At 54.5% G+C, this 26698-nt stretch carries 25 protein-coding genes, 1 tRNA gene and 1 pseudogene; 10 read left to right on the top strand and 17 right to left on the bottom strand.

Going from position 1 to position 26698, the window contains the following annotated elements; translation table 11 throughout:
- Nucleotides 1–78 precede the first annotated feature (78 nt).
- Both ABLV07_RS08695 and ABLV07_RS08690 read left to right on the top strand, forming a co-directional pair.
- The gene (locus tag ABLV07_RS08695; protein WP_101739404.1) at nt 79–1638 is read left to right on the top strand and encodes a PTS transporter subunit EIIC; all 1560 of its coding nucleotides are present in this window, start codon (nt 79–81) and stop codon (nt 1636–1638) included.
- Between the two features lie 13 nt (nt 1639–1651).
- Nucleotides 1652–3031: a glycoside hydrolase gene (locus ABLV07_RS08690; protein WP_348853493.1), complete on the top strand. Its 1380-nt coding sequence runs from the start codon at nt 1652–1654 to the stop codon at nt 3029–3031.
- Between the two features lie 488 nt (nt 3032–3519).
- On the opposite strand, the gene ABLV07_RS08685 is transcribed toward ABLV07_RS08690, so the two are convergent.
- The 11 genes from ABLV07_RS08685 to ABLV07_RS08635 form a co-directional block, all read right to left on the bottom strand.
- Nucleotides 3520–4242: an SIS domain-containing protein gene (locus ABLV07_RS08685; protein ID WP_015369125.1), complete on the bottom strand. Its 723-nt coding sequence runs from the start codon at nt 4240–4242 to the stop codon at nt 3520–3522.
- A 71-nt stretch (nt 4243–4313) separates the two neighbouring features.
- Nucleotides 4314–4988, bottom strand: coding sequence for a D-lyxose/D-mannose family sugar isomerase (locus ABLV07_RS08680; RefSeq protein ID WP_032715326.1), 675 nt, complete (start codon nt 4986–4988; stop codon nt 4314–4316).
- Nucleotides 4985–5902: an ROK family protein gene (locus tag ABLV07_RS08675; RefSeq protein WP_032715328.1), complete on the bottom strand. Its 918-nt coding sequence runs from the start codon at nt 5900–5902 to the stop codon at nt 4985–4987. Before ABLV07_RS08675 ends, ABLV07_RS08680 begins: the two co-directional genes overlap by 4 nt.
- Before the next feature lie 49 nt (nt 5903–5951).
- Nucleotides 5952–6812, bottom strand: coding sequence for a ketose-bisphosphate aldolase (locus tag ABLV07_RS08670; RefSeq protein WP_015369122.1), 861 nt, complete (start codon nt 6810–6812; stop codon nt 5952–5954).
- An 80-nt stretch (nt 6813–6892) separates the two neighbouring features.
- On the bottom strand, nt 6893–7744 hold the full coding sequence (locus ABLV07_RS08665; protein ID WP_015369121.1) for a class II fructose-bisphosphate aldolase: 852 nt from the start codon (nt 7742–7744) through the stop codon (nt 6893–6895).
- Nucleotides 7745–7755: 11 nt separating this feature from the next.
- Nucleotides 7756–8847, bottom strand: coding sequence for a PTS fructose transporter subunit IIC (locus ABLV07_RS08660; RefSeq protein WP_015369120.1), 1092 nt, complete (start codon nt 8845–8847; stop codon nt 7756–7758).
- Nucleotides 8848–8870: 23 nt separating this feature from the next.
- Nucleotides 8871–9185, bottom strand: coding sequence for a PTS fructose transporter subunit IIB (locus tag ABLV07_RS08655; protein ID WP_047048201.1), 315 nt, complete (start codon nt 9183–9185; stop codon nt 8871–8873).
- 21 nt (nt 9186–9206) lie between these two features.
- Nucleotides 9207–9677 (bottom strand): fructose PTS transporter subunit IIA, encoded by a 471-nt coding sequence (locus ABLV07_RS08650; RefSeq protein WP_015369118.1) that lies wholly within the window; start codon nt 9675–9677, stop codon nt 9207–9209.
- A 10-nt stretch (nt 9678–9687) separates the two neighbouring features.
- Nucleotides 9688–11259, bottom strand: coding sequence for a transcription antiterminator (locus tag ABLV07_RS08645; RefSeq protein WP_020077667.1), 1572 nt, complete (start codon nt 11257–11259; stop codon nt 9688–9690).
- A gap of 267 nt (nt 11260–11526) precedes the next feature.
- Nucleotides 11527–13845: an alpha-xylosidase gene (gene yicI, locus ABLV07_RS08640; protein ID WP_047053566.1), complete on the bottom strand. Its 2319-nt coding sequence runs from the start codon at nt 13843–13845 to the stop codon at nt 11527–11529.
- Between the two features lie 12 nt (nt 13846–13857).
- Nucleotides 13858–15252, bottom strand: coding sequence for a glycoside-pentoside-hexuronide family transporter (locus ABLV07_RS08635; RefSeq protein WP_015703825.1), 1395 nt, complete (start codon nt 15250–15252; stop codon nt 13858–13860).
- Nucleotides 15253–15543: 291 nt separating this feature from the next.
- Between ABLV07_RS08635 and ABLV07_RS08630 the strand changes: the two genes are divergently transcribed.
- From ABLV07_RS08630 to rhuM, 4 genes and pseudogenes are all read left to right on the top strand, one after another.
- Nucleotides 15544–15638 (top strand) — tRNA-Sec (locus tag ABLV07_RS08630).
- Nucleotides 15639–15754: 116 nt separating this feature from the next.
- Complete coding sequence (locus ABLV07_RS08625) at nt 15755–16057, top strand: DUF6680 family protein (RefSeq protein WP_046883275.1); 303 nt, start codon at nt 15755–15757, stop codon at nt 16055–16057.
- Between the two features lie 71 nt (nt 16058–16128).
- Nucleotides 16129–16417: pseudogene (locus tag ABLV07_RS08620) on the top strand (SymE family type I addiction module toxin).
- A gap of 230 nt (nt 16418–16647) precedes the next feature.
- On the top strand, nt 16648–17685 hold the full coding sequence (rhuM, locus tag ABLV07_RS08615; protein ID WP_348853492.1) for a RhuM family protein: 1038 nt from the start codon (nt 16648–16650) through the stop codon (nt 17683–17685).
- Between the two features lie 284 nt (nt 17686–17969).
- Here rhuM and ABLV07_RS08610 read toward each other — a convergent pair whose 3' ends face one another.
- The 3 genes from ABLV07_RS08610 to ABLV07_RS08600 all read right to left on the bottom strand — a co-directional run bounded on the left by ABLV07_RS08610 (nt 17970) and on the right by ABLV07_RS08600 (nt 20492).
- Nucleotides 17970–19166 carry a hypothetical protein gene (locus tag ABLV07_RS08610; protein WP_042893658.1) on the bottom strand — a complete coding sequence of 399 codons (1197 nt, stop codon included), beginning with the start codon at nt 19164–19166 and terminating at the stop codon, nt 17970–17972.
- A 304-nt stretch (nt 19167–19470) separates the two neighbouring features.
- Nucleotides 19471–20046: a PIN domain-containing protein gene (locus ABLV07_RS08605; protein ID WP_032706547.1), complete on the bottom strand. Its 576-nt coding sequence runs from the start codon at nt 20044–20046 to the stop codon at nt 19471–19473.
- Nucleotides 20046–20492: a helix-turn-helix domain-containing protein gene (locus ABLV07_RS08600; protein WP_015369110.1), complete on the bottom strand. Its 447-nt coding sequence runs from the start codon at nt 20490–20492 to the stop codon at nt 20046–20048. The genes ABLV07_RS08605 and ABLV07_RS08600 overlap by 1 nt, the downstream gene beginning before the upstream one ends.
- Nucleotides 20493–20702: 210 nt before the next feature.
- Between ABLV07_RS08600 and ABLV07_RS08595 the strand changes: the two genes are divergently transcribed.
- From ABLV07_RS08595 to ABLV07_RS08585, 3 genes are all read left to right on the top strand, one after another.
- Nucleotides 20703–21710 carry a zinc-binding alcohol dehydrogenase family protein gene (locus ABLV07_RS08595; RefSeq protein ID WP_042893659.1) on the top strand — a complete coding sequence of 336 codons (1008 nt, stop codon included), beginning with the start codon at nt 20703–20705 and terminating at the stop codon, nt 21708–21710.
- Nucleotides 21711–22013, top strand: a complete 303-nt coding sequence (locus ABLV07_RS08590; RefSeq protein ID WP_238984208.1) for a putative quinol monooxygenase — start codon at nt 21711–21713, stop codon at nt 22011–22013.
- A 157-nt stretch (nt 22014–22170) separates the two neighbouring features.
- Entirely contained in the window at nt 22171–23220 is a 1050-nt protein-coding gene (locus ABLV07_RS08585; protein ID WP_032709443.1) for an NAD(P)-dependent alcohol dehydrogenase, read from the top strand.
- Here the strand turns inward: ABLV07_RS08585 and ABLV07_RS08580 are convergent.
- Both ABLV07_RS08580 and ABLV07_RS08575 read right to left on the bottom strand, forming a co-directional pair.
- Complete coding sequence (locus tag ABLV07_RS08580) at nt 23217–24170, bottom strand: helix-turn-helix domain-containing protein (protein ID WP_125992421.1); 954 nt, start codon at nt 24168–24170, stop codon at nt 23217–23219. The two genes, ABLV07_RS08585 and ABLV07_RS08580, sit on opposite strands and share 4 nt — an antisense overlap.
- 21 nt (nt 24171–24191) lie before the next feature.
- On the bottom strand, nt 24192–24971 hold the full coding sequence (locus tag ABLV07_RS08575) for an MBL fold metallo-hydrolase (RefSeq protein WP_015703851.1): 780 nt from the start codon (nt 24969–24971) through the stop codon (nt 24192–24194).
- A 167-nt stretch (nt 24972–25138) separates the two neighbouring features.
- On the opposite strand from ABLV07_RS08575, the gene ABLV07_RS08570 reads away from it, so the two are divergent.
- On the top strand, nt 25139–25681 hold the full coding sequence (locus ABLV07_RS08570; protein ID WP_015703852.1) for an NUDIX hydrolase: 543 nt from the start codon (nt 25139–25141) through the stop codon (nt 25679–25681).
- On the opposite strand, the gene nlpA is transcribed toward ABLV07_RS08570, so the two are convergent.
- Nucleotides 25682–26491 carry a lipoprotein NlpA gene (gene nlpA, locus ABLV07_RS08565; RefSeq protein ID WP_015703853.1) on the bottom strand — a complete coding sequence of 270 codons (810 nt, stop codon included), beginning with the start codon at nt 26489–26491 and terminating at the stop codon, nt 25682–25684.
- Between the last annotated feature and the right edge of the window lie 207 nt (nt 26492–26698).

The raw sequence follows: 26698 nt of genomic DNA, 5'->3' as shown, positions 1-26698 counted from the left end.
CAGAATTGCTATAACCAAAATACTGGAAGTTGATAAAAATAATGATCCCCTGTACCTACAAAAATAAAAGGAACAACCATGTCTGTAATACGTCAACGTATTCTGGAGAATATGCAAAAATTCTCCAGGGCCATGATCGGCGCAGTATTGTTCTTGCCGGTCATTGGATTAATTCTGGCTCTCAGTTCCGTCTTAACTAACCCAACTCTTATTGCCGAAACCAGTTTCCTTCACCAATTAGGGCAACTGCTTGGCGATACCTTCTGGCCATTATTCGGTAACCTCGGATTATTGTTTTGCGTGGGAATAAGTTACGGCCTGGCAAAAGATAAAAAAACAGAGGTCGCACTTGTCTCGGTGATGTGTTTTATCATGTTTCTCGGCGCCAACCATTCATGGCTGGAACATACTCATGCGGTGGCGGAAAAAATTAACGGCGAATATTACGGTACCGGGCAAACGCAGCTATTAGGCTTTGTGGTCGTCGATATGGGAGTATTCCTCGGAATCATTCTTGGCTGCACCATTGCCTGGGTACATAATAAAGTCTCCAATATTGAGCTGCCCGGCGCGCTATCGATGTACGCCGGGGCGAAGCTGACGCTGGTCGCCATGACGCCAGTCATTATCTGCTATGCCATTGCTTTTACCTGGATTTGGCCTTTTATGACCCACGGCATTAGCGCCCTGACCGGGTTTATGAAGAATGCCGGCGTTGCGGGAGTGTTTGTCTACGGCTTCTTTGAAAAATTCCTTATTCCCACCGGCTTGCACCATTTCGTGTGGTCGCCTTTCCAGCTCACGCAAATCGGCGGCACGCTGAATGTCGATGGCCAGGTCGTCTCCGGCACCCAGGCGATTTTCCTCGCCTATATGCGCCATCCCGATCTGACGCCGGTGATGAACGATGCATTACGTTTCTCGCAACAGGGGATGACCACCATCTTTGGCCTGGCGGGCGCATCGCTGGCGTTTTATCACACCGCGAAGCCGGAGAAGAAAGCGATGGCGAAGGCGATTCTGCTGCCGGCAATTATCACCTCGATGCTGACCGGCATCACCGAACCCATTGAATTCACCTTCTTATTTGTCTCGCCGCTGCTGTGGGTGATCCATGCGACGTTAACCGCCGCTTCGCAGGCAATTTGCGACATCTTCACCGTGCGGCCGTGGGGCGCCTCCGGTCTGATTGAATTTCTGATCTACAACCTGCCACTGCCGGTGTCGTTAACCCGCTGGCCGGGGTACGTGCTGATCGGTATTGGCCAATTTATCGCTTATTACGCGATATTCCGCACGCTGGTAGTGAAGTTAAATCTGAAAACGCCGGGCCGCGAGGATGACGATAACGTTAAGTTATACAGTAAGGCGGACTACCGTAAAAAAGTCAGCGGCCCGCAGTCGATGACGGATGAAATTATTAATGGCTTAGGTGGTAAAGCCAATATTATCTCCGTTGATAACTGTTTCACGCGCCTGCGGGTGGTTGTCCATAATATGACATTAGTTGATGATGAAATATTAAAAAGCACCGGCGCAAATGGCGTAGTACGCAATCGTAATGAAGTTCAGGTTATTTATGGCGTCAAAGTCGGGCAAGTCCGTTCCCGGGTTGATAGCTGGCTAGCAGAAAATTAATTGGGAGTGATGTATGAAATTAACCGTATTAGGCGGGGGCGGCGTGCGCTCTGCATTTCTGGCAAAGTCGCTGGCTTATAACGCGCACCGCATTGGTTTAACGGAAGTAGTATTTCAGGATAGCTCAGCGGAGAATTTATCGCTATTTGGTGAAATCGCCCGCTATGTATTTAATACCATTCGACCGGATATTCATTTTACTACCACCAGCGATCCGGTCGCCGCGCTGCAGGGTACCCATTACGTGATTACCACGCTGCGCGTCGGCGGTGATGAGAGCCGCATCCGCGACGAGCGAATCGCGCTGGAGCATAACACGCTGGGTCAGGAGACCACCGGCGCGGGCGGTTTTGCCATGGCGATGCGCTCGATCCCGGCGATCCTGCGCTACTGCCGTCTGATCGAGGAGCACGCCGACAAAGACGCGATCCTGTTTAACTTTACTAATCCGTCCGGGCTGGTCACCGAAGCGATTATCAAATCCGGTTTCAAACGCCGGGTGTACGGGATTTGCGATGCGCCGTCGGAACTCATCCGCGAGCTGCCGGAGATCCTCGGCTGCGATGCGCACGACCTGAGCGTGGAATGCTACGGCTTAAACCACTTTTCCTGGTTTACGCACTTCACCGTGCGCGGGGAAGAGGTTACCGCGCAGCTGGTCGCCAACCCGGATTTATACCGCAAAACGGCGATGCAGTACTTCTCGCCGGAGCTGGTCAAACTGTGCGATAACCAGTTGCTCAACGAATATCTCTATTACTACTACTATCGCGAAGTGGCGCTACGGGCGATTCAACAGGCACCGGAGACCCGCGGCGAGCAGATTGCCCGTATCAACCACGATATGCGTCAGGAGCTCAGCGGCGTGGATGTTAAAGCGGAGCCGCAGGCGGCCTTTACCATCTGGATGAAGCACTACCTACGCCGCGAAAACAGCTATATGCAAAACGAGTCGCAGCAGGAAAAATTCCATACCCGCGAGCCGCTAACGCTGCGGCAGTTTATCGAAGAGCCGGATACCGGAGGCTACGCCGGGGTGGCGCTGGATATTCTGGAGGCGGTCAACAGCACCACCACCAAACGCATCGTGGTGTCGATACAGAATAACGGCACGCTCGATTTTTTACGCCCCGACGATGTAATTGAAATCAGCTGCGATCTGAGCAAAGAGGGTCTTAAGCCGGTGACACCGATAAACGTGCCGACGGCGCAGAAAAATATGATTGCCAGCGTGAAGGAGTATGAGCGGCTGGCGGTGGTGGCAATTCTGCAGCAGGACCAATCGCTGGCGGTAAGGGCGTTAATGGCTCATCCGCTGGTCGGTTCATATTCGCTGGCGAAGAAGCTGGTTGAGGCCTATCTCGACGATGAACAGTTCGCCGGGTGGCGGTAACGAGTCGCCCCCGCTCGATTGAGTAGATACTGTTATCGGTTTGCAACCTTTTAGCTTGAGAAAAGCGTTTATCTCGTTTCGCTCCAGAGGATATTGCGCTCCCGGTTAATTTTTCTGCAATATGTTTTCCGTGGCGCAGGGAGCGCACAGAGGGCGGCCAGTCGCCGCCGCCCTCTGTACTCCCGGGCTCTGGCCGCCAAAATCGCCACTTCGTGGTACCTTCGACTTATCCCGGCAGGCTTCGGGTCGGGCCGAGGCAGCGTCCCTGCAAATCACGGCCCTCAGCCCGCATCCATGCGGGCTGCCCCGGCCTTCCGGGAACGTCTCAGCGATTTTGAGGCCACCAGCACTGGCAGTTTCAGCCAGCGTGGTGAAGACATTAAAGGCAGGTCGCACGGACTGTAGGCTGGGTAAGGCGAAGCCGCCACCCGGCGCAAAAGCGGCTCCTTATCCGCGGATATTGCCCGGCGGCGCTACGCTTAGCGGGGCTACCTATTGCTACGTACGCTGGTAAACCACATTTTTAACAACCGCTCAAAGCCCAATATGCAGTAGCCAAAAAACGGGTTGCTCCAGTAAATATCATCGTCGAACTTCTGCGGGTCATGAATAATAAACGCCGTATTCGCGGCCTGCGCCAGCGGGCTTTGATAATCGCCGGTAAAGCAAACCAGGTTTATCTCCTTGCCTTCCAGCGCCTTAACCCAATTTAACGCCGAACTGCTGCGTCCGGATTTAGAAATGATCCAGATGGAATCAAAGCGGGCAGCGTTTTTTTGCTCAAGGATTTCGTAATCGGGCCACAATGCCAGGCTGGCGTTCACGCCGGTAACGAGAAACTTATTATAAATATACTGGGCGATCAGCTGCGAAAAGCCGCTGCCGTGGATCAAAATACGCTGCTGCTCAAGGCCTGCCAGCAGCGGCGTCAGCGCTTCTGCCGGCTGAATGCTCATATAATCGATATCGTTGGTGACATCGAGCTTTGGCATGGTGATATTGAACTTGATGAAATAGACCAGCTCCAGCCAGCCGCTGAACTTAAGCTTCTTCGCCAGCCGCACCAGCGAAGAAGGATTACTGTAGCAGCGCTCCGCGACGGTGCGGATCCCTTCGCGGATACATAGCTGCGGGTCATTTTGAATAAAACGCAGCACGGTCATTTCGGTTTTACTCAACTTCACGTCACGAAAGATATTTTCTAAGTCCATTACGGGCTCCTCTCAGCGGCAGATTACGCTACCACCGGAGAGCAAATCGGTCTGTGGGATGGCTCTCAACGTCACTGCCGGTATTCACTGCACAGCAGCCATCTTGCAGGTTCATCTTCCTCAATGAAGGGAAAGCGCCCGCCCGCCTCGAGAAAACGATTATCCGTATGGTCGTCATTAACCATTGAAATTTCCCAACCCATCACTATCCCTTTTTCGGCCCAGAAGCGATGATAGAGGCCCACCGGTAGACAGACGCTCTGCCCCGGATGCAGCACCAGCGTCTCAGCGGGTTTCAGCGTACGCTGGCAGCCATCGATCATCACGCTAACATGGCGCTGTTGGTCTAACTGTTCGTCCTGTGTCGCCCAGGCCAGTTGCATGCAGAGGTCGCCGCCGCCGCGGTTAATGATGTCCTCCATTTTGTGGTAATGGAAATGCCAGGGGGTTTGCTGATCTTGCTGAATCTGCAACATTTTTTCCGCGTAGGGTTTGGTATAACGCGGGTCGGATAAAGAACCGTTGCGTAACGTCAACAGCGTAAGGCCCGTTTCGCGAAAGCAACCGCTGGCGAAATCCGTCACATCCCATCCAAGCTGTAGATCCTGGACTTCATGCCAACCTTCATGCCGTTTTTGTGGCCAGCTTGACGCCGTAAAGTGGGCAAATTCCGGCAGGCTGATACGAAAAGTTTCGGCCATCGCCAGCGCTTTATCTATCGCATAGTTAATCTGGGAACGTTTCATGGTTTAACTCCGCTTCGCACGGCAAGCCAGGCGGCGCCGCGCATACCGCTACTGTCGCCATGCCGCGCAGAAATGATAGGGGTAGAAAAATGGTCGGTGAAGACGAGCGGTGCGACCGCCGATGGTAAATCCGCTACCAGCTGCGGCGCGTTGGATAAACCGCCGCCCAACACAATCACGCCGGGGTCGATGATATTGACAATAGTCGCCAGCGTCCGCGCCAGCTGTTGACGAAAGCGGTGGACCTGATGGCAAGCGGCGGATTCTCCCGCCTGCGCGCGGGCGAGAATCTGCTCGCTCGACACACACTCTCCGCTGAGCAGTCGATAGCGTTCACGTAGCCCCGTTGCGGAAATAAAAGACTCCACACAGTTAAATCTGCCGCAATAACAACGTGTCGGCGGCCCATCCTCCTCAGGAGAATAGCCGGGCAAGGCGATATGCCCGCACTCTGCGGCAATACCTGAGGCGCCGACGAAAGGCTGCCGCTCCAGGGCAATACCACCTCCGCAGCCGGTCCCTAACGTCATGCCGAAAACCGATGAAAACCCTTCTCCGGCGCCATCGCATGCTTCTGATAAGGCGAAACAATTGCCATCGTTGGCTAACACCACCGGCTGACCGAGCGCCTGTTCAAGCGCATCCTGTAAACGATAGCCGTTAATCACCTGAATGTTGGCGTTACGAATGACGCCATGCTGTGGCGAAACGCTCCCCGGCAACGCGATGCCAATAGCCATCGGCGTTCCCGTCCGCGCGCGAATATCGGCAACGAAATCCACGATGCACGACATAAATGCCTGACGGTTTTCTTTCCGTGTTGCGCAGCGGTAACGGCCCTGCTCCCGTCCCTGCTCATCCATCACGACGGCGGCGATTTTCGTCCCACCGACATCCAGTCCGAGGTAATTCATCTTTGCCTCCTGCCGATTGGAAGGCGGGCGTACCCGCCTTCCGACTGGGTCAATACAAGCTTGCTTTGCCGGTGGAACCAAACAACTTCATTTTGTGGCGAATAACTTCACGTGCGGCATTAATCGGTTCCGGATAAATCACATTCGGATCCCACCAGCTCTCTTTACTCAAAATTTCACGTACTTTCAGGAAGTAAGCGTGTTTCATATCGCTGGAGATATTGATTTTCCCGACTCCGAGCGTGACAGACTCGGCAATTTCCGCATCCGGATTGGCGGAGCCGCCGTGCAGTACCAGCGGGATCGACACTCGTCCGGCAATATCGCGCAGGATGTGCATCTGCAGTTCAGGTTGCATCCCTTTTGGATAGATGCCGTGCGCGGTACCAATCGCCACCGCCAGGGTATCGACGCCGGTACGAGTGACAAAATCCTGCGCCTGCGCCGGGTCGGTATAAGTCACTTTCGACACTCCGCCCTCTACCGACGTTCCCGTCTGGCCGATGGTCCCCAGTTCACCTTCGACAGAGACGCCAACCGCATGCGCCAGCCTGACCACTTCCCGCGTTAGAGCGACGTTTTCTTCATAGGGCAGCAGCGACCCATCGATCATCACCGAGGTAAAACCGCACTGGATCGCACGCAGCACATGCTCCACCGAGGCGCCATGATCGAGATGTAATGTAAACGGCACCCGGCTACGCTGGGTGATATCCCGCACGTAGCTAAAAAAGGAATCGCCGACAAAGTCGTGCTCGCTGGGGTGAATTGAAATGATGGCGGGAGTATTTGTCGCTTCCGCCTCTTCCACGACGGCGCGAATAAAGCAGCTGTCCGCAACGTTAAATGCACCGATGGCAAAGCCGTGTTCACGAGTCGGTTTAAGTATTTCTTGCATGGAAACTAACATGGTCTTCTCCAGTTTCAGGGTGTAGTTCGCCCTGCCAGGGCGAATATGCGCTGGCATAAAGGGCGTGACTGATAAGTGAATCAGGCGCGGTTTATCGCGCCGGATGCTTGTAAGTAAGGGACGATAGCTTCAGCGCTGGCGTGTTCCATCACCGCCATGGCATCGGCCAGTTCAATAGAGCTGTCATGGCAAAGGGTATGGAGTAGTGCGGCTTTACCTGCCTCAAACACCGCCGCGCCGACATTAATCTTCGCCACGCCAAATGCCGGGCAGCAGGCAAGCTGATCAAATGGCGTGCCGCTGCCGCCGTGCAGGGCCAGGGGCACCGAAGAGGCTCGCTGCACCTGCGCCAGACGGTCAAAGTCCAGCGCGGGCGTGACCCCAGGCGCATACATGCCGTGGGCCGTGCCGACGGAGACCGCCAGTAAGTCGATACCGGTTTGCTCGATAAACGGGGCGACGTCCTCAGGTTGCGTCATCAGGTCGGCGTTCGTCGCAGAGTCATAGCGCGGAGCATCAGCCAGATGCCCCAATTCCCCTTCAACACACAGCCCGATGCTGGCAGCCAGAGTGGTGACCTCTCGGGTCTGGCGGATATTTTCCGCAAGTGGAAATGCAGAAGCATCAATCATCAACCCGCTGAATCCAGCGCGAAAAGCCTGGCGGATCTTCACCGGTTCTTTCCCATGATCGAGACTCAAGGTCACGGGAACGCTGGCCTCTTCGGCAAGGGTCCTGGCCACCGCCATCGCCGTCGCTGGCGGAAAATGCGCCAGATGGCCCTGATAGAGATTGAGAATAATCGGCGCGCGGTATTTTTCCGCCACGCGTACCGCGGCGCGGGCGCTCTCCAGATTCATACAGTTAATCGCCAGCAGGGCATACTGTTCACGCCAGGCTTTCTCCACCATCTGCTTCATATCGGCAAACATAGGGCCTCCGTTTACTCAAGGGTAAAGGTGATTTCATCATCGGCGACTTTTTGGTCGCTCAGTTCATCAAACTCTTCATCACGCTCCGTGACCGGTTTTTTCCATAGCGACAACATCACGCCGCAAATAACCGTCCCAATCGCCAGCGCCAGACAAAACAGCAGTGGATGGGTGAATAGCGGCACCACAAACATACCGCCATGTGGCACCGGGCTTTCCACACCCCATGTCATAATCAAGCCGCCTGCCACCGCTGAAGCCACGACGCAGGATCCCACCACCCGCAGCAGATCGCGGGCCGCGATAGGGATCACCCCTTCGGTGATCATGCAAATACCCATCGGGAAGGCGGCCTTTAACGCTTCACTTTCAGCACGGGTATATTTATGGCGGGTCAGCAGGAAGGACAACGTAATACCGAACGGCGGGATCATGGAGCCGACAAACTTGACCGCCTCCGGACCATAGACCCCGCTCACCAGCAAGCCATCGGCGAATAACGACATGGTTTTATTCACCGGCCCGCCAAAATCAAAGGTGGCCATCGCGCCAAGAATGGCCCCCAACAGGAATCGTGAACCGCCCTGCATCGACTCCAACAGATGAATTAAGGCCTCCTGCAGCCAGGCAATCGGCTTGCCTATCAGGGTCATCATCAACAGACCGCTAATAATGGTGCTTAATACCGGCAACACCATTATGGGCATCAGCCCTTGCATCGATTTTGGCAACCGCACGTAATGCTTTAACAGCAGCACCGTATAGCCCACCAGGAAACCGCCCAGCATCCCGCCGATGAAACCGGTGTGGATTTGCCCGCAGACAAACCCAACGATCAGACCAGGGGCAAAACCAGGTCTGTCGGCAATGGAATAGGCAATCGCCGCACAGATGAGCGGGACGATGAGCCCCATCCCCCAGCCGCCGATTTGATTCAACATCCATGGAATGGTGCCGACTTTCTCGGCGACATTGGTACCGCCCAGAACCTGACCGAGGGCAATGCAGATCCCGGCGGCAACAATCAGCGGTATCATCCATGAAATACCCGTTAACAAATGCTTTTTAATTTCCTGCGAGACAGGTGGTTTATTCTCACTCATGGTAGATCCCTCCAGAATAAGGATCAGGCATTAGCTAAGGATTTCTCGACCTTTTCGATAAACTGAATCGGTGACTTAATAACGACCTCCGTTTTCACGCGGACAATTCGTTTGTTTTTAAAACGCTCTTCGCCTTTAATTTTCACATCAACGGCAAGAATAACGACATCGGCGGCAGAGATATCTTCGGTTGTCAGTTCATTCTCAGTACCTATTGTTCCCTGAGTTTCAACTTTGACATTGTGGCCCAGCGCTTTCGCGCCTTTCATTAACTTCTCACGTGCGATATAAGTATGAGCAATACCCGCCGTACAGGCGGCAACACAGACAATATTCATCTCAGACTCCACTAGTTATTGTTAGTAAACATCCGATTCAGCATATTGACTAAAGAGATCAATAATCTTCTGCGGACTGGTTTCTTCGAGCAATTGCGCAATAATGTCATCATCGGCCAACGCTCCAGCGACCTGGGAGAGTAAGCGGATATGGGTGGTATTTTGATCTTCCAGACGGACGGCAAATAAAATAATGCAACGAACCTGGCTTCCATCGAGCGTTTCCCAGGCAATATCCTGACGAGTACGGCCAATGGCGAGCGTAGTATTCAGCACCGCGGATGATTTTCCATGAGGAATAGCGATGTGGTTTTCAAATCCGGTCGAACCTTCCGACTCACGCTGCCAAACGTCCTGAATAAACGTTTCGCGACAGCTTATGGCCCCATCTTTCTGCAGCAGGTCGGTTAATTCTTCAATAACTTCCGCTTTAGTCGTGGCCTTCATATCCAGCAATACACGCTTAGTATTTAAAATCCGGCTGATGTCCATATTATTTACCTCATGGATATAAAATTTCATTGCTGGCAGTTGACGTTGCAGCATGGTGTAATTTCTCGGTGATAACTTTTTCTGTTACCCGCTTAATATCGGCATCGTTAAAAAAAGCCGTGACATAGACTACCGGTAACGCAATCTCCGGCAGATGAATGGTTGAAATGACCAGTTCAATATCATCCTGTCGCTGTAGCGTATGTAGACTACCCGCAGGCAGTACGCCGACGATGGTCCAGTCAGGAAAGGCCCTGAGGACCCGGCTTTTCAACAGATGCGAGGTACCAATCCCGGTCGAACACACCAGCAGTACCCGCTTTCTGGCCACCTGCCTCTCCATCGCGGCCTGGAAATGCACGGTTAAATAACCCACTTCATCTTCCGAAACCGCGTTCTCGCCCCAGGCGGCAAATACCTGATTCACCACCCGCAGAGTTAATGGCCACACCTCTGTTAATTCGCCCTTGATATCTTCCAGCAGCGGATTACGGATATAGATACGATAATTCAGCCGGTTGAGCAGCGGCTTGATATGAATGAGCAACCCTTCATATAACGCGGTGTCATGCGTCAGATCGATATCAACCACCGAGGAAAACAGGGCGATCAGCCGGGAGGTGATTTGCCGGGCCTCATCGCTGGAACGTATATTGCGCAGCACGCTGACATCATCACGCTCTTCCACCAGCATGCCGGACGAAATAATGTATTGATAAATAAACCAGCTTTCGTCCTCTGGTAAAGGATGGGCAATGCGGGCCTCAATTTTTTGCAGCATATTCTGCGCGATACGAAAGATGGACTCATCAAATAATGGATGTCCCTGCTCCCGGCGCGGTAGTGCATTGCCGCGGGTGATGCGATACATCATAATCAGGATATGGGTGAAGATATTGACGTAATACGGCTCGCCCAGCGACCAACTTAATTTTCGTTCCATATCCTGAAGAAGCGACTGCACAAAGATGACATCTTCTTCACCGAAATAATGCACCAGGGCTTTATAGCTACCGCTATCCAGACGGGAGTGAATAATATTTCCTGGTTCATTATGGTTAATAACACCATTAATTAATAAGGCCATAGCCTGGCGAACATGGGATTCACTCCCCTCAATATGAGTGCCGCTCTGGCTACGAATGAGCATCAGACCTAGTGGCCTAATCCATGATTCGATCACTTTTAAATCATTCACAATTGAGGCGCTGCTAATAAAATAACGTTCAGACAATTTACTGATCGATGTTTCGCGCGGCGTTTCACTTAATAACTGAGAAGCAATTTTCACACGCCGGGAATTATTCATCATGGCATCTGTATCATCGCTTTCGCTACTGAGCAACTGGTCTAATTGCAACAGATCGGCGACGTTATCAGCCAATAGCATGACGCCCGCGCCGGCACGTTTATCAATACTGATTTTCCAGTCAGAGAGCCATTGTTCAAGAAAACGTAAGTCACGCTGAACTGTTTTTTCTGAAACATTTAAGTATTCAGCCATTTTTAATAACGTAACGTATTCTCGTTTAGGCAAGAGAAATTTTAATAATCTGTTCTGTCGCGAGGTAACCATTTGCATTATTTACCCTTATTGCATAGCAGATTAATGCCAATAAGATATCGCTATACGACGCGATCTCTATGAAAATCATTGAGGATAAATATAGGGAGGCGGGGAGTAAACAACAATACTAAATCGTGTCCGGATATCCGGACAGAAATAAGACAAGACAGAGAAAGGACCGATATTTATAAGTCAGATCACATTTCAGTCATTAATATACGTGATAACGATCTCAAATTCGCAGAAAGAAAAACTCCCGCGATATGCTGCGGGAGTTGTTATTTACAGCGTAATCGTCAGCACATTGCCCTGGGCGCTCACCACCACGCCCAGTTCGCTGCCCGCCTGCGTCCCGCCCTCCACGCCCGCTATCTGCGGGATATTGCGCAGACACAGCGTCCAGCCGCGGGCTTCGCCTTCGCCGCTCACGGTGATGGTGTTACCCTGGCGCTTCGCCTTCAGAGTGAAGATCGCGGAACCGTCGGCCGCCGGAACCTGACAGACCGTTTCATTGCCATCGCCCAGCTGGAACAGCTGGAAGGCGGTGCCTTCATGCCAGGCATAATCGGGTTTCTGGTCGTTGTTGCCCAGCGCCAGCAGGGTGTTGTCACGAACGTAGACCGGCAGGCTCAGTGCATCGTGACGCTGCTTATGCCAGCGGCTACCCGGCAATTCATCGTTATGCCACAGGTGCGTCCAGCGCCCCTCCGGCAGATAAAACTGCACCTCGCCCGCTTCGGAGAACACCGGCGCCACCAGGACCGAATCGCCGAGCATATACTGACGGTCGAGATAGTCGCAGGCCGGATCGTCCGGGAATTCGAGCATCATCGCACGCAACATCGGAGTGCCGAACTCGTTGGCCAGCGCCGCCTGGCGATAGAGATACGGCATCATGCGGCATTTCAGGTGCGTGAAGTGGCGCACCACGTCACAGGACTCTTCGTCGTAGGCCCACGGCACACGATAGGATTTGCTGCCGTGCAGGCGGCTGTGGCTGGAGAGCAGGCCAAAGGCACACCAGCGCTTATAAACGTGGGCCGGCGCGGTGTTTTCGAAACCGCCGATATCGTGGCTCCAGAAACCGAAGCCGGACATGCCGATCGACAGCCCGCCGCGCAGGCTTTCCGCCATCGATTCGTAGTTGGCGTAGCAGTCGCCGCCCCAGTGCACCGGGAACTGCTGCGCGCCCACCGAGGCGGAACGGGCGAACAGCACCGCCTCCTGCTCGCCGACGGTCTCTTTCAGCACCTTCCACACCAGCTCGTTATAGATGAATGCGTAGTGGTTGTGCATTTTCTGCGGATCGGAACCGTCAAACCACTGCACGTCGGTCGGGATACGCTCGCCGAAGTCGGTCTTGAAGCAATCGACCCCCATCGCTACCAGACCTTTTAACTTGCTGGCGTACCACTGGCAGGCTTCCGGGTTGGTGAAGTCATAAATCGCCAGCCCCGGCTGCCACTTATCCCACTGCCACAGCGAACCGTCCGGGCGCTTAAGCAGATAGCCCTTCTCTTTCAGCTCCTTGAACACCGGCGAGCGCTGGCCGATGTACGGGTTGATCCACACGCAGACCTTCAGCCCTTTCGCCTTCAGGCGCTTGATCATCCCTTCCGGGTCCGGGAAAGTTAGCGGATCCCATTCAAAATCGCACCACTGGAAGGCCTTCATCCAGAAGCAGTCGAAGTGGAAGACGTGCAGCGGCAGATGGCGCTCGGCCATGCCGTCGATAAAGCTATTTACCGTCGCTTCGTCATAGTTGGTAGTGAACGAGGTCGTCAGCCACAGACCGAACGACCATGCCGGCGGCAGCGCCGGGCGGCCGGTGAACTGCGTATAGCGGTTAAGCACCGCTTTCGGCGTCGGGCCGTCGATCACGAAGTACTCGAGATATTCGCCTTCAACGCTGAACTGGACTTTAGAGACTTTCTCCGAGCCCACCTCGAAGGAGACGCGCTGCGGGTGATTCACCAGCACGCCGTAGCCGCGGTTGGTCAGGTAGAACGGAATGTTTTTGTAGGATTGCTCAGTGCTGGTGCCGCCGTCTTCGTTCCAGGTTTCTACCGTCTGGCCGTTGCGCACCAGCGCGGTAAAGCGCTCGCCGAGGCCGTAGACGGTTTCGCCGACGCCGAGGTCGAGGCGCTCAAACATGTAGTTGCGCTGGGTCTTACTATCCTGCACGTAGCCGTTGTTTTTCAGTTGGCTACCGGTGATACGCACGCCGTCGCGCAGAAAATCCAGCGCCCAGAATTCACCTTTAGTCACCCGCACGCTGAGGCTGCCGCTTTTCAGCTCGGCGAACTCGGCCGTATTTTCTATTTCGACATGGACGTCTTTCTGCACGTTCAGCGGATAGTGCGGGCCGTTATCCAGCGCGCCATGGAAGTGCTCCATGCGCACGCCGATTATCCCTTCCTGAGGCGAGAAAAAGCGCAGGGTGAACAATGGCGTATCCAGCTGCCAGGCGCGTTCGCGGACATCGCGCGGTGCGGCATAGACCACCATTTCATTCCCCTGCTGCTCCACCTCGTAAACCTGTACGGGTTGGATCAGGTTGAGCCCTGGTTGAATGAGCCAGTTTCCATCACTGATTTTCATTAAAACGTCCTCTTAGTTTTGCCATTCTTTTTCGATCGGGGCTGCCGTGAACTCTTGTTCGTTGCGACGCGCGCCCTCGGCCAGCTCGGCCATCATTTTTTTCAGGAACGGCGTTTTTAGCGTGTAGTAGCGTTTGGCGATTACCGCGCTCAGCAGGTAGCACACCGCCGGAACGAGGGTGAACAAGGCGATAATGATGGTGAGGGTGGCGCTGTTCTGGGTTTTAGCGGCGGCGTCATAGCCGCCGCCGGCCAGCATCCAGCCGATCAGCGCGCCGCCCAGCGCCAGCCCCAACTTAAGCACAAACAGGGTGCCGGCGAAGCTGATGCCGGTCAGGCGTTTGCCGTTGCACCATTCGCCGTAGTCGACAGTGTCGGACATCATCACCCACTGGATTGGCGTCACCAGCTGGTGCAGTACGCCAATGATGAAGATAAAGACGAACATGGTGATTTCGGCGTCCATCGGTACGAAGAACATCGCCACGCTGAGCACCGCCAGGAGGGCGTTGGTCCACCAGAAGACGCTGACTTTACATTTCCAGTCGGTCAGCGGCTTCGCCAGCGCCGAGCCAATCAGGTTGCCGACGCAGTAGGTGGTGAGGAAGACGGTGAACAACGCCGCCGAGCCCATGATCCAGGTGGTGTAGTACATCATCGCGCCACCGCGAACGCAGACCGCGAGGATATTGAGGATGGTGAGCACGCCGACCACCCGCCACTGGTCATTACGCCAGATATCGCGCAGGTCTTCACGCATCGAGGTACTGCTCGGCGGCGCTTCGACACGCTCTTTGGTGGTGAAAAAACAGAAGGCCAGCATCAGGAAGGCGACCACCGAGAGCACCGCAATGCCGCCCTGGAAGCCCAGCGCTTTATTTTCGCCGCCGATAAAGTTGACCAGCGGCATCATCAGCACGGTGGAGAGCATGCCCCCCGCCGTCGCCAGCACGAAGCGCCAGGACTGCAGCGAGATGCGCTGCGTCGGGTTGTCGGTGATCACGCCGCCGAGCGCGCAGTAGGGGATATTCACTACGGTGTAGAGCAGGGTCAGCAGCGTGTAGGTCATGGCGGCGTAGATCAGCTTGCCGTTGTGGCTTAAATCCGGCGAGCTGTAAGCCAGCACGCAGACGAGGCCGAACGGGATAGCGCCGAAGAGGATCCACGGGCGGAACTTACCCCAACGGCTGCGGGTACGGTCGGCAAGCAGGCCCATGCACGGGTCGGAAATCGCATCCAGCGCCCGCGCCAGCAGGAACATGGTGCCGACAAAGCCGGCGGGGATACCGAAAATATCGGTGTAGAAAAACATCATGTATAACATGACGTTATCAAAAATGATGTGGCTGGCGGCGTCACCCATACCGTAGCCAATTTTCTCTTTGACGGACAGAATATGATCTTTCATTTGCGCACTATTCCCTTAGCGGCACCGCGGATTGGTACCGGTTACGGTTTTTTTAAACCTTTGGCGCAGTAAGATGAATTGCGATATCTCGTTATCAAATTACGTTTCTTGTTTTCTGTGATCGCGGTAGCCCGAAAGAGTGTGAAAAAGTGTAACCCATGGATTTTGAACGGATTTGTCTCAGACTGTTCTGCAAAGTCCAGTTTTAACAGTAAAAAAGTGCGTTTAGGTATGTGGTAAATGCCTGAAAGTAGCTATAATGCGCCCGCCTCCATGTAGCAATCGAGGCGCGGAAGATCGTCATCTCCGGTGAGGTGGCTGGACTTCAAATCCAGTTGGGGCCGCCAGCGGTCCCGGGCAGGTTCAACTCCTGTGATCTTCCGCCAAAGTTTCTCATCCTCTATCGGCCATTCGGCATGTATCCAATATCTTACAGTTAGCCTATCCTATTGAATTCTTTTTTTATTCTAACTTTATATCTTATAAAAATATGGATTCTAAAATGAGTTTAATGCTATCGATCACAATGGTGATAGTGACTTTAATCAGCCCTGTTGTTGCCGTTCAAGTTCAGAAATTTATTAAAAGATATACTGATAGAAAGACGCTCAAAATAGATATTTTTAAACAATTGATGGCCACCAGGTCGCAGAACGCAAGGCTATCAAATGAACATGTCAGAGCACTTAATATGATCGATATTGCTTTTTATGGTCGGGTAAGGAAAGGTCTGACATCAATATTCACTGATGAAGGGGTTATAAAAATGGAGATTGTTGGTGTTCCCAGCCGAGTGGAGAGTTAAATTAATCGACCCCATCAAGTACTCGCAATACCTGATGAGAGCTAACCTCACCAACTATCAAGGAGTTGATTATGGCTGAGTTGCATTCTACCCCCAGATATCATCGTTAGCGGAACCGAACGTCAGCTGCTGGTTGGCTATCGGCCCAATGGCCGGGATACCAGTACACCAAGTCTTCCCCTTTCCGGCAAGTGGCTACGCGAAGCGGGATTCGATACCGGGAAGCCGGTCACGGTTAAGGGGATGGATGGCTGCATTGTATTGCTGCCTCTCAGCGATAAAGAAGAGAAGCTAACAGCCGAATTACGGCATATTCAACAATCGCTGAAAAGCGTCAACGGCACGCTGCAACATACCTGATAGCGCGAGCAAGCCCCCGGGTGGCGGCTAGCGCCTTACCCGGGCTACCAGACGGCGCAGAACCGTAGCCCTGCTGAGCGCAGCGCGAGCAGGGAAAATTCCCGCGTCTTAATACCTTCACTTTCCGGATAACCGCTCGCAAACGCGCCAGATTAATCGTTCGTCTAATGAAATTTATGCCCCGCTTCTGACATACTCTACCGTTGTGAACAGGTTGACCCGGAGACCATATGGCAAAGGAAAATATAACGTCGTCCCCAGCAGGTGAGTTCATTATGTTTGCCAGCGGTGATGGGAAAGTGCGCGTTGAATGCCGCTTTGAGTCAGACACAATCTGGTTATCCCAGGCGACAATGGCTGAACTGTACGATAAAGACGTTCGGACTATTAATGAGCATTTAATCAATATCTTCTCTGAAGGTGAACTTGCTCAAAATTCAACTATCCGGAAATTCCGGATAGTTCGCCAGGAAGGAAAACGCCAGGTTTCCAGAGAGATAGACCATTACAACCTTGAAGCCATACTCGCTGTTGGCTATCGCGTTCGCTCCTCTCGCGGCACGCAGTTCCGCCAGTGGGCGACCCAGACGCTCCAGGAATACCTGATCAAAGGTTTTGTGATGGACGATGAGCGGCTGAAGAATCCGCCTGTGGGTTCATCGGCAGTACCCGACTATTTCGATGAGATGCTGGAGCGTATCCGCGATATTCGCGCCAGCGAACGCCGCGTTTATTTGCGGGTGCGAGAGATTTTTGCATTAGCGGCTGACTATCAACCGTCGTTAAAAGAAACCACGCAGTTTTTTCAAACTATCCAGAACAAGTTACATTTTGCCTGTACCGGGCATACCGCCGCTGAACTCATTCATCAACGTGCTGACGCCAGTCTGCCGCATATGGGGCTGACCAGCTATAAAGGTGAAGAGGTACATAAGGGTGACGTGACGGTAGCAAAAAATTATCTCACTCAGGATGGAGTCAGCGAGCTTAACCGCGTAGTTAACATGTGGCTGGATTTTGCCGAGGATCAGGCCCGTCGTCGTCAGCAGGTCTTTTTACGCGACTGGCACGATAAGCTGGATCAGTTCCTGCAATTTAACGACCGTGAGGTTTTGCAAGGCGCAGGTAAAGTCAGTAAGAAAATGGCCGATGAAAAAGCGCAGGCGGAATATAGTCAGTTTGCTGAACAACAGCGGCGCTTAAAGGAAGCCGAAGGTGAAAAGGATATCGCCGGTTTGCTACAGTGGAAAACAGAGCCTAAAAAGTAGCTCAGGATGCCTGATAGCGCGAGCTAGCCCCTCGGGTGGCAGCTAACGCCTCATCCGGACTACGCCCGGCATGTGATCTGTAGGCCCGCGCAAGCGTAGCGCCGCCGGGCAATAACCGCGAGTAAAGAGCCGCTTTTGCGCCGGATGGCGGCTGCGCCTTATCCGGCCTACGGTCTGATAGCTCGAGCAAGCCCCCGGGTGGCGGCTAGCGCCTTACCCGGGCTACCAGACGGCGCAGAACCGTAGCCCTGCTGAGCGCAGCGCGAGCAGGGAAAATTCCCGCCTCAGAAGTAATAGCCAATATTAACGTTAGTGCGAAAGTACCATTTGCCGCTGCCCTCGGACTGGGTGCTGGTCCAGCCGGTGGCGTTCAGCGCGCCGCCCCACGGATTAACATTCTTCGCCCAGCTGAGATCGACCCAGAACATTACCGGCAGCGCAAAGACCTGTACGCCAAGGGTGTTCATCTGCGAATCGCTCCAGCCGCTTTTATCTTTCCACAGCACGCTGTAGTCGTTGTAAAAACGCAGCTTCGATACGCCGCCCCACTTCACGTCGACATCGCGGGCGACGTTAAGCGACGCGGTCGTCGCTTTCGCCGGGATCAGGTAGGCCGGCGTCAGGCCGTTGCCGCCCATCAGAATCGTATCGTCGCTGACGCCCGCCGGGTTCTTCGGATCGTATTGGTAGCGAATCAGCTGTGAGGTCAGCTGCCACGGCCCGTTATGCAACATGCCGTGCACGCCTGCCGCCCAGAAGGTGCCGTCGTCGTCGGTCTCGCGGTTGTGCAACCGCGCCAACGCCAGTGAGCCGCCCAGCTCGTTATTCCAGCCGCCGCCGTGAAAATCCCGCGCAATACGCACATTCACCTGGTCCCGCTTTTCATTATGCTGCTGATGCTGAGTCGGATAGATAGTGTTTTTCAGCCGATCGTAATCGCCAACGTCCGGCGCATAGCGCAAATTCTCCGGCTCCATCCACGGGAAATAGGCCACATCCAGCGACCAGTTATTATCATGATATTGATAGTTCACGCCGCTACCGGCGCTCACGCCAAAGCCTAAATAAAACGGAATACCATAGGACCAGCCAAATTGCGGATAAGGTTCAAGGCCAAATGGTTTGCCGGGGATCCCCAGCTGGATATTATTATTATTGTCGAAGCGATACCCTACGTAAGCGCGGTCGATGGCGTATTTACGGTGATCCTGGAACCAGAACCCGGCATCAAAGAAATAATTATCATAGAAGCCGCTGCTGTCGATACGGAAGGTATCAAAACGCAGATGCGGCGGGTTGCGATAATTACTGCCTTTCCAGTCTTCATAGCGATAATTTGCCCGCAGCGCGCCGCCGAAATCCAGCCCGGCGAGATTATCCGCGCTGCGCCAGCCGATATGCGGGAACGGCTTGCCGTCGTCCGCCAGCGCCAGCCCGCTGGTCACGGCAGCCAGCAGCAGCGAAAGGAGTATTTTACGCATAGCACATCCCTCACTTTATTTTTATAAGCGATAAAAGACCGTCGATTAATATCGACTTATTATTTTGTCTCAGTGGTGAAACTCTTAATTAAATAGCACGATGGTTTTATTTTTGTTCCAAATATGAAACTCTGTTTATTATTTGATAGAAGAAAAATCGCACGCAGGATGTCGGGAGTCAAGGTATAAACCTTGAGCCATAACGCAATATTATTATTCTGCCGGAGTGATATTAATATTTGCGACATGGAAAGGAAAAGGGTCTCAAATATGAAACCATTATACTTCCGGGTGATGACCATCGCTATATGGCGTACTGGTAATTGGCTAACTCTTTTACCGTCATCGGCAAGCCCTGCTTTAGCAGCATCTCCAGGAACTCATCGACGGTCATTGGAGGATGCTTGAGAGACTGCCGCTGCCTTCTCACCGCCTCCAACGCCAGAGCATGATTAAGGTCAAACAGGTCCGATATGAATACATCAGGATGAAGTGTTTCAATTTCAAATGGAAGCAATGATTCTGCTGGAAAGTCTTTATGATTTAACGTAACGATAATTTCAGCCTTCGCTCTGATTGCCGCAGCAAGGACATGCCGATCGTCAGGGTCGGGTAAAACTAGTCCGTTAATTAATCCTGCAAAACCCGTTACATTAGCATCCGGTAAAGCTGCATTCATGAGATCAACGGTACGACGCAGCGCTTCAGGTGCTATATCAGGCCGATTTATAAGAAGATTCCTGCACCATTCATCGTGAATGAAGCGGCTCCATTTTGGTTGATAAAGTCCAGCGATCCCTAAGTGCATTAATAAATCCCTGAGCCGTGCTGGATATAATACACAAGCATCTAAAATCACCGGATAAGGTGAATGTCGCATTAATACATCCCTAAGTCCTGCGCCTGATCCGCCAGCGCTTGCATCGCGTCCAGGCTTTCCTGTTCCCTACGTTTTTTATACTCCATCAGATCGGCAAACAGAACCCGGCGATGGCGTCCAGTTTTATGAAATGGAAGCTTCCTCGCTTCCAGCAGTTTAACCATATGCGGACGAGAAACATTGAGGATATTCGCTGCTTCCTGGGTGGTGAGTTCAGCATGAACAGGAACAATCTGCACCGCGTTGCCACAAGCCAATTCCCCAAGGATCTCCATCAGCATAGTCAGAGCGCTGGTTGGCAACTCAATGGTATGAGTTTTGTCATCTTCACCCACAATCGCAATACGCTGCGTTTCAAGATGAGTAGAAAGGTATGCCGCCAGCTCACGCTGCCCGCGCTGGGCAAGTTCACTCTCCAGCGGGTCCGGAAGGTTCAGTTTAGTCATGCGCTTGTCTCCAATGGCCATGTAAAAATTATAATCGCAATATTCGAAACCCACAATATTCGAAATAAACGAAACTTGCCAATGTCGCATTCGCCGATTTTCACTTTTTTTATATAACTGTTATCGCCGCCGGGCCGTTTTTCCCGATGGTAGAGCGGTCTATCCTCGATGCATTCACACCATGAATCCTTTTTGTAGACCGGAGAACCTATGAAAGCCATTGCTATTACCCAGGCCGCCGCCGACGGCAACAACATTCCCTTTTTACGCGATATCGATTTGCCGGATCCGCAGGCGCAGGGCCACGATCTGCTGGTCGAGGTCAAAGCCATTTCGGTGAACCCGGTCGACACCAAAGTGCGCGCCGGGTTTAATGCCGATACCCCGCGGGTGCTGGGCTGGGATGCGGTTGGCGTGGTGAAAGCCGTTGGCGATGCGGTGACGCTATTCACGCCGGGCGATGAAGTGTGGTACGCCGGCGCGCTGGGCCGTCCCGGCAGTAACAGCGAACTGCAGCTGGTTGATGAACGCATCGTGGCGCTGAAGCCGCGCTCGCTGGAGAATGCCGCCGCCGCCGCGCTGCCTCTGACCGCTATCACCGCCTGGGAATTGCTGTTCCACCGCCTTGGCGTGCAGGAAGGCGGTAACGCCGGCGATACGCTGCTGATTGTCGGCGCGGCGGGCGGCGTTGGCTCTATCCTCACCCAGTTGGCCAGCAAACTCACCAACATGACGGTGATTGGTACCGCATCGCGCCCGGAAAGCCAGAAGTGGGTACGCGAGGCCGGGGCGCATCACGTCATTGACCACAGCAAGCCGCTCGGTGAAGAACTGGCGAAAATCGGCATTCATGCCGTGACCCACGTCGCCAGCCTGACCAATACCGATCAGCATTTTAACGAACTGATCGCCGCGCTCGCCCCGCAGGGTAAGCTGGCGCTAATTGATGACCCGGAGAGCCTGGACGTGGTGCCGCTGAAAGCGAAAAGCATTTCGCTGCACTGGGAATTTATGTTCACCCGCTCAATGTTTGAGACGGATGATATGATCGCCCAACATCAGCTACTGACCCGCGTCGCCGCGTTGATTGACGATAACACGCTGCGCACTACCCTTGGCGAACACTACGGCACTATCAACGCCGCCAATCTGCAAAAAGCCCACGCTAAGTTGGAAACCGGGCGCTCGGTCGGCAAAATCGTGCTGGAGGGTTTCTAAATGCGCGACGACACTATTGCGCTTATCGCGGTTCTGAAGGCGAAAGCCGGGCAAACCGAGGCCCTGCGCGACGCGCTGCAGGCGCTGCTGCTGCCAACCCGCGAGGAGCAGGGTAATCTCGACTACGCGCTGTTTCAGCTGCGCGACGCGCCGGATACCTTCTACATGCGTGAGTCCTGGCGCGACCAGCAGGCGCTGGATGAGCATATCGCTCAGCCCTACTTCCAGGCCTTTATCGGCCAGATGGAGATCTTGCTCGCCGAGCCGCTGCGGCTGGATTATCTGACGCCGATCGCGCCTTGATATCACGAGCGCCTCATCTCGGTGAGGCGCCTTTTTTAACCCTTCGAGCTGCGCTTTTCTCATCCTGCCTTAGCCAGGCTACGCTTACCCTTGCCGCGCAAAAAACGCTCACTCCCTTCCGCTTGATTTATCACGCTATTGCACAAGAGGTAATGCTATGCAGATCAACGCTATAGGTACGTACTCCGCCAGCCAGCCGCTCGAATCGATGTCTATCACCCGCCGCGAACCCGGCCCACAGGATGTGCAGATCGCCATTGCATACTGCGGCGTTTGCCATTCCGATCTCCATCAGGCGCGAGCGGAATGGGCCGGGACGCTGTATCCCTGCGTGCCGGGCCATGAAATCGTTGGCCGGGTGACGGCGGTCGGCGATGCCGTCTCAGGTTACGCCGTTGGCGATCTGGTGGGCGTCGGCTGTATGGTGGATAGCTGTAAACAGTGCGAGGAGTGCGCTGAAGGGCTGGAGAACTACTGTGACCATATGGTGCTGACCTATAACGGGCCGACCCAGGACGCGCCAGGGCATACGCTGGGCGGTTATTCACAGCAGATCGTGGTCAATGAACGCTACGTACTGCGGATAAACCATCCCGAAGCGCAGCTCGCCGCCGTCGCGCCGCTGTTGTGCGCCGGGATCACGACCTATTCGCCGCTACGCCACTGGCACGCCGGGCCGGGCAAAAAAGTCGGCATCGTCGGCATCGGCGGTCTGGGACATATGGGGATCAAGTTGGCCCACGCCATGGGGGCCCACGTGGTGGCCTTTACCACCTCCGAATCCAAGCGCGACGCGGCCAGAGCGTTGGGCGCGGATGAGGTCGTGGTGTCGCGCAACGAAGACGAAATGGCGGCCCACGTCAAAAGCTTCGATTTCATCCTCAACACCGTGGCGGCGCCGCACAATCTCGATGCCTTCACCACGTTGCTGAAACGCGATGGCACTATGACGTTGGTTGGCGCCCCGGCCACGCCGCATCCATCGCCGGAAGTGTTCAATCTGATCTTCCGCCGCCGCTCGATTGCCGGCTCGATGATCGGCGGTATCCCGGAAACCCAGGAGATGCTCGACTTCTGCGCCGAACACGGCATCGTCGCCGATATTGAGCTGATTCGCGCCGATCAGATCAACGAAGCCTGGGAAAGAATGGTCAAGGGCGACGTGAAATATCGCTTCGTGATCGACAGTTCGACTCTCGCCGGCTAAACGCCGCGGCGGAAAGTCCGCCGCCACTCCGTCGGGCTAACGCCAAAACGCGCTTTAAACTGCTGGCGCCAGGTCACGGCGGAGAGATAGCCCACTGCTTCCGCCACCTGCTCGACCGGCAAATCCCCCGCTTCGAGCAGGCTCTGGCTGCGGCGCAGGCGCTCGGCGGTCAACCAGTCGGCAATGCTCATCCCGGTCGCCCTGGCGAATTGGCGGGTCAGGGTACGGCGGCTCATCGCCACCACCTCGGCCAGCGAATCAAGATTATGCGGCTCGGCAATGTGCTGCTGCAGATAATCCAGCAGGCAGTTAATCCGCGCGTCGCGGGTGTTGCGCGGCACCGGCTGGGCAATAAACTGCGCCTGGCCGCCCTCGCGGTGCGGCGGCACGATCATCCGCCGGGCGATCTGGTTGGCGGCGAGGCTGCCAAAACGCTGGCGAATGATATACAGGCAGCAATCGAGCGCCGCAGCGGTCCCCGCCGAGGTAATCACCTTCTGGTCATCGACGTACAGGGCGTTGATATCGAGCCGCACCTGCGGAAACAGGCGCTGGAAATCCTGCTCGAACTCCCAGTGGGTCGCCGCCCGCTTACCGTCGAGCAGCCCGGCGTAGCCAAGGACAAACGCGCCGAGGCACAGGCCGACGATTTCCGCGCCGTTATCGCGCGCTCGAACCAAACTCGCGATCAACGCCTGCGGCGGGCGCTGGTTGACCTCGCCCCAGTAAGGCACCACCACGATATCCGCCTGTTCCATCGCGGTAAAATCACCGCTGGCGTATAGCGCGAAGCCGTCGCGGGCGCTGAGTAATCCCGGCTGTTCGGCGCAAATCTGCAGATTAAAACGTTTGGTTTCCGAGACCGTATCGCCAAACAGCATACAGGGGACGGAATAATGAAACGGGCTAAAGCCCTCTACGGCGACAATCGCCACGTCGGTTAATGTCATCATCCCTTCCCCTTGAGCAGGTTAATAAACAACGGTTTCCCCATCCTGCGGAATACTCACTACCCCGGCAATCTGATTATCCGCGACGTACTGGCGCATCTCTTCGCGGCTCACCAGACAATGGTTGACCGCCTCCAGGTGGATGGCCATGATTTTCGCTTCCGGCAGGGCGAAATGCGCCTTCAGCAGGTCCTCTTTGCCCATGATGATTGGGCCAAAGCCGATAACGTGAGCGTAGCCGGCGTTCAGCACCACCACATCCGGGCGCAGCTTCAGCATGTCGGCTTCAATCTCATCGCGCCAGATGGTATCGCCAACCAGCCACAGCGTCTTTTCCTGCGGATGACGGAACACCACGCCGCAAGCCTCGCCCAGACGTTCAGCCATCGCCGGTACCGCATAGGTACGGTCGCTGCCATGTTGCCCGGAAGTGGTTTTCTGCAGATTTACGCCGGCAAATTCACTGTTTGCCGACAGCAGGCGGATATCCTGAAATCCCTGGCTGCGCAGCAGCGCGGCGTCGGCCTCATGCTGGACGAAAACCGGCAGAGTTTTTGGGATCGTGGCGATCGCCGCCTCGTCCCAATGATCGTCATGGGTATGGGTGACGATAACCGCATCGACGTCGATAATTTTTTCACGGGAAAACGGCAGCGCCACCAGCGGATTGCGCAGCTCGCTGCGCGCGGTTCCTGGAAATCCCGGCCAGGCGCCTTTGTCAGCCAGCATAGGGTCGATCAGGAACTTTTTACCAGCGTATTCAATAATCTGTGTAGCATTGCGGATATGGGTGATGTTCATGTTAGCGTTCCTCTGTGGGGTAATCTGACGAACATCGTACTGAGTACCAGCCTGGCGCAATATGGGCGTTTGGGCAATGATCGATGGAATCGGGCCAACCTGCGACGGTTGCCAATCGCAGCCGGCTATGTTGTTCTGAAGGTTAAACTTTCTACAGGAATGGCAGGATGAAAAAGAAACTAACCGCCGCCGATATGCATAATCCGCTGGTCATCGCCGAGACGCCGTGGTTCAGCATGCGCAAGGTAGGTATTGATGTCGCCCCCGGCGAGCGGCGCGACTTTTATTCCATTCACTACCCACGCCCGGCGGTCGGGATTGTGGCGCTCCAGGACGACAAAGTGCTGCTGATTCGCCACTACCGCTATCTGATCGATAAGGTGGTGTGGGCCATTCCCTCTGGCGGCGTCGATGAAGGGGAAGAGCCCGCCGTCGCCGCGCTGCGCGAACTACGCGAAGAGACCGGCTGGCAAGCGCAACACGCTGAGGAAATCATCCGCTACAACCCGTCATACGGCAGCAGCGACCAGCTGTTTATCACCTGGCTCGCCACCGATTTAAGCTGGGTTGGCATGGACGCAGATCAGGATGAAGTGATGGAAACCGGCTGGTTTACCTTCGAGGAGATAAACCAGCTGATCGCCCGCGGCGAAATGCCGGACGGGCTGTCTCTGGTGCCGCTACTGCACCTGATGGCGCAGCGTAGATGATTACCAGCCCGGTACCGCGCCGCCGTTGAAGATGGTTTCTGCCGCCTTCGCCACTTCCGGCGACTGGTACGACTGCATAAACTCTTTCACGTTTTCGGCGTCTTTATTGTCTTCACGCGCCACAATGATGTTCACGTATGGCGAGTTTTTGTCTTCAATAAAGATGCCATCGCGCACCGGCGATAACCCGGTTTGCTGCAGGTAGGTGGTGCTGATAATGGCGACATCGACCTTCGGATCGTCCAGCACCCGCGGCAGCTGCGCGCCCTCCAGCTCCATAATTTTCAGGTTGCGCGGGTTGCTGGTGATATCCACCGCCGTCGGCAGCAGGCCGGTGCCCGCTTTGAGGGTAATCAGTTGCTCTTTTTGCAATAACAATAGCGCGCGGCCGAGGTTGGTCGGGTCGTTGGGAATGGCAATAGTCGCGCCATCTTTAATATCGGCAACGGATTTAATCTTGCGCGAATAGCCGGCCATGGGAAAGACAAAAGTATTGCCGATGGCCACCAGGTGGTAGCCGTGCGCTTTGTTGTCTTGTTCCAGATAGGGGCGATGCTGGAAGACGTTGGCATCCAGCTCCCCGGCGTTGGTGGCATCGTTCGGCAGCAGCGAGCCGCTAAAGCCCACCAGCTCGACGTCGAGGCCATATTTTTCTTTCGCCACCTTCTTCGCCACTTCCGCCACATCCTGTTCCGCGCCGTTAATCACGCCGACTTTTATGTGTTTGGCATTGTCATTCTTCTGGTCACAGCCCGCTAACAGCAGGCCAGCCAGCATCACTGCCGCCGCCGTGCGTAAACGCAATTTCATCATCAGTACCCCATCAGTCCATGGAAAATCATTATTATTTTTCGAGCAAAACTATAACGATTTTGTGCTCGATTTTTAAACACGAAAAGGTATCAATAAGATGAAAATCGTCTAAGCGCCTTCCCCGGTAGCGCTTACGCTTACCGGGCTATCGGCCGAATGCCCAATCGTAGCCCGGATGAGGCGTTAGCCGACATCCGGGACCCT

The organism is Klebsiella sp. CN_Kp097, from assembly GCF_040064495.1.
GTDB lineage: Bacteria > Pseudomonadota > Gammaproteobacteria > Enterobacterales > Enterobacteriaceae > Klebsiella > Klebsiella aerogenes.
This window is presented reverse-complemented; position numbering and strand designations above follow the sequence as displayed.

Coding starts and splice junctions, on each gene's coding strand:
- ABLV07_RS08605 (WP_032706547.1), bottom strand. CDS start 20,046: ATGCGACATTCACCTTATCCGGTGATTTTAGATGCTTGTGTATTATAT.
- ABLV07_RS08635 (WP_015703825.1), bottom strand. CDS start 15,252: ATGAAAGATCATATTCTGTCCGTCAAAGAGAAAATTGGCTACGGTATG.
- ABLV07_RS08660 (WP_015369120.1), bottom strand. CDS start 8,847: ATGAGTGAGAATAAACCACCTGTCTCGCAGGAAATTAAAAAGCATTTG.
- ABLV07_RS08580 (WP_125992421.1), bottom strand. CDS start 24,170: ATGACATTAACCGACGTGGCGATTGTCGCCGTAGAGGGCTTTAGCCCG.
- ABLV07_RS08570 (WP_015703852.1), top strand. CDS start 25,139: ATGAAAAAGAAACTAACCGCCGCCGATATGCATAATCCGCTGGTCATC.
- ABLV07_RS08685 (WP_015369125.1), bottom strand. CDS start 4,242: ATGGACTTAGAAAATATCTTTCGTGACGTGAAGTTGAGTAAAACCGAA.
- ABLV07_RS08680 (WP_032715326.1), bottom strand. CDS start 4,988: ATGAAACGTTCCCAGATTAACTATGCGATAGATAAAGCGCTGGCGATG.
- ABLV07_RS08595 (WP_042893659.1), top strand. CDS start 20,703: ATGAAAGCCATTGCTATTACCCAGGCCGCCGCCGACGGCAACAACATT.
- rhuM (WP_348853492.1), top strand. CDS start 16,648: ATGGCAAAGGAAAATATAACGTCGTCCCCAGCAGGTGAGTTCATTATG.
- ABLV07_RS08590 (WP_238984208.1), top strand. CDS start 21,711: ATGCGCGACGACACTATTGCGCTTATCGCGGTTCTGAAGGCGAAAGCC.
- ABLV07_RS08645 (WP_020077667.1), bottom strand. CDS start 11,259: ATGCAAATGGTTACCTCGCGACAGAACAGATTATTAAAATTTCTCTTG.
- ABLV07_RS08600 (WP_015369110.1), bottom strand. CDS start 20,492: ATGACTAAACTGAACCTTCCGGACCCGCTGGAGAGTGAACTTGCCCAG.
- ABLV07_RS08625 (WP_046883275.1), top strand. CDS start 15,755: ATGAGTTTAATGCTATCGATCACAATGGTGATAGTGACTTTAATCAGC.
- ABLV07_RS08655 (WP_047048201.1), bottom strand. CDS start 9,185: ATGAATATTGTCTGTGTTGCCGCCTGTACGGCGGGTATTGCTCATACT.
- yicI (WP_047053566.1), bottom strand. CDS start 13,845: ATGAAAATCAGTGATGGAAACTGGCTCATTCAACCAGGGCTCAACCTG.
- ABLV07_RS08690 (WP_348853493.1), top strand. CDS start 1,652: ATGAAATTAACCGTATTAGGCGGGGGCGGCGTGCGCTCTGCATTTCTG.
- ABLV07_RS08670 (WP_015369122.1), bottom strand. CDS start 6,812: ATGTTAGTTTCCATGCAAGAAATACTTAAACCGACTCGTGAACACGGC.
- ABLV07_RS08610 (WP_042893658.1), bottom strand. CDS start 19,166: ATGCGTAAAATACTCCTTTCGCTGCTGCTGGCTGCCGTGACCAGCGGG.
- ABLV07_RS08650 (WP_015369118.1), bottom strand. CDS start 9,677: ATGGACATCAGCCGGATTTTAAATACTAAGCGTGTATTGCTGGATATG.
- ABLV07_RS08575 (WP_015703851.1), bottom strand. CDS start 24,971: ATGAACATCACCCATATCCGCAATGCTACACAGATTATTGAATACGCT.
- nlpA (WP_015703853.1), bottom strand. CDS start 26,491: ATGAAATTGCGTTTACGCACGGCGGCGGCAGTGATGCTGGCTGGCCTG.
- ABLV07_RS08675 (WP_032715328.1), bottom strand. CDS start 5,902: ATGAATTACCTCGGACTGGATGTCGGTGGGACGAAAATCGCCGCCGTC.
- ABLV07_RS08665 (WP_015369121.1), bottom strand. CDS start 7,744: ATGTTTGCCGATATGAAGCAGATGGTGGAGAAAGCCTGGCGTGAACAG.
- ABLV07_RS08585 (WP_032709443.1), top strand. CDS start 22,171: ATGCAGATCAACGCTATAGGTACGTACTCCGCCAGCCAGCCGCTCGAA.
- ABLV07_RS08695 (WP_101739404.1), top strand. CDS start 79: ATGTCTGTAATACGTCAACGTATTCTGGAGAATATGCAAAAATTCTCC.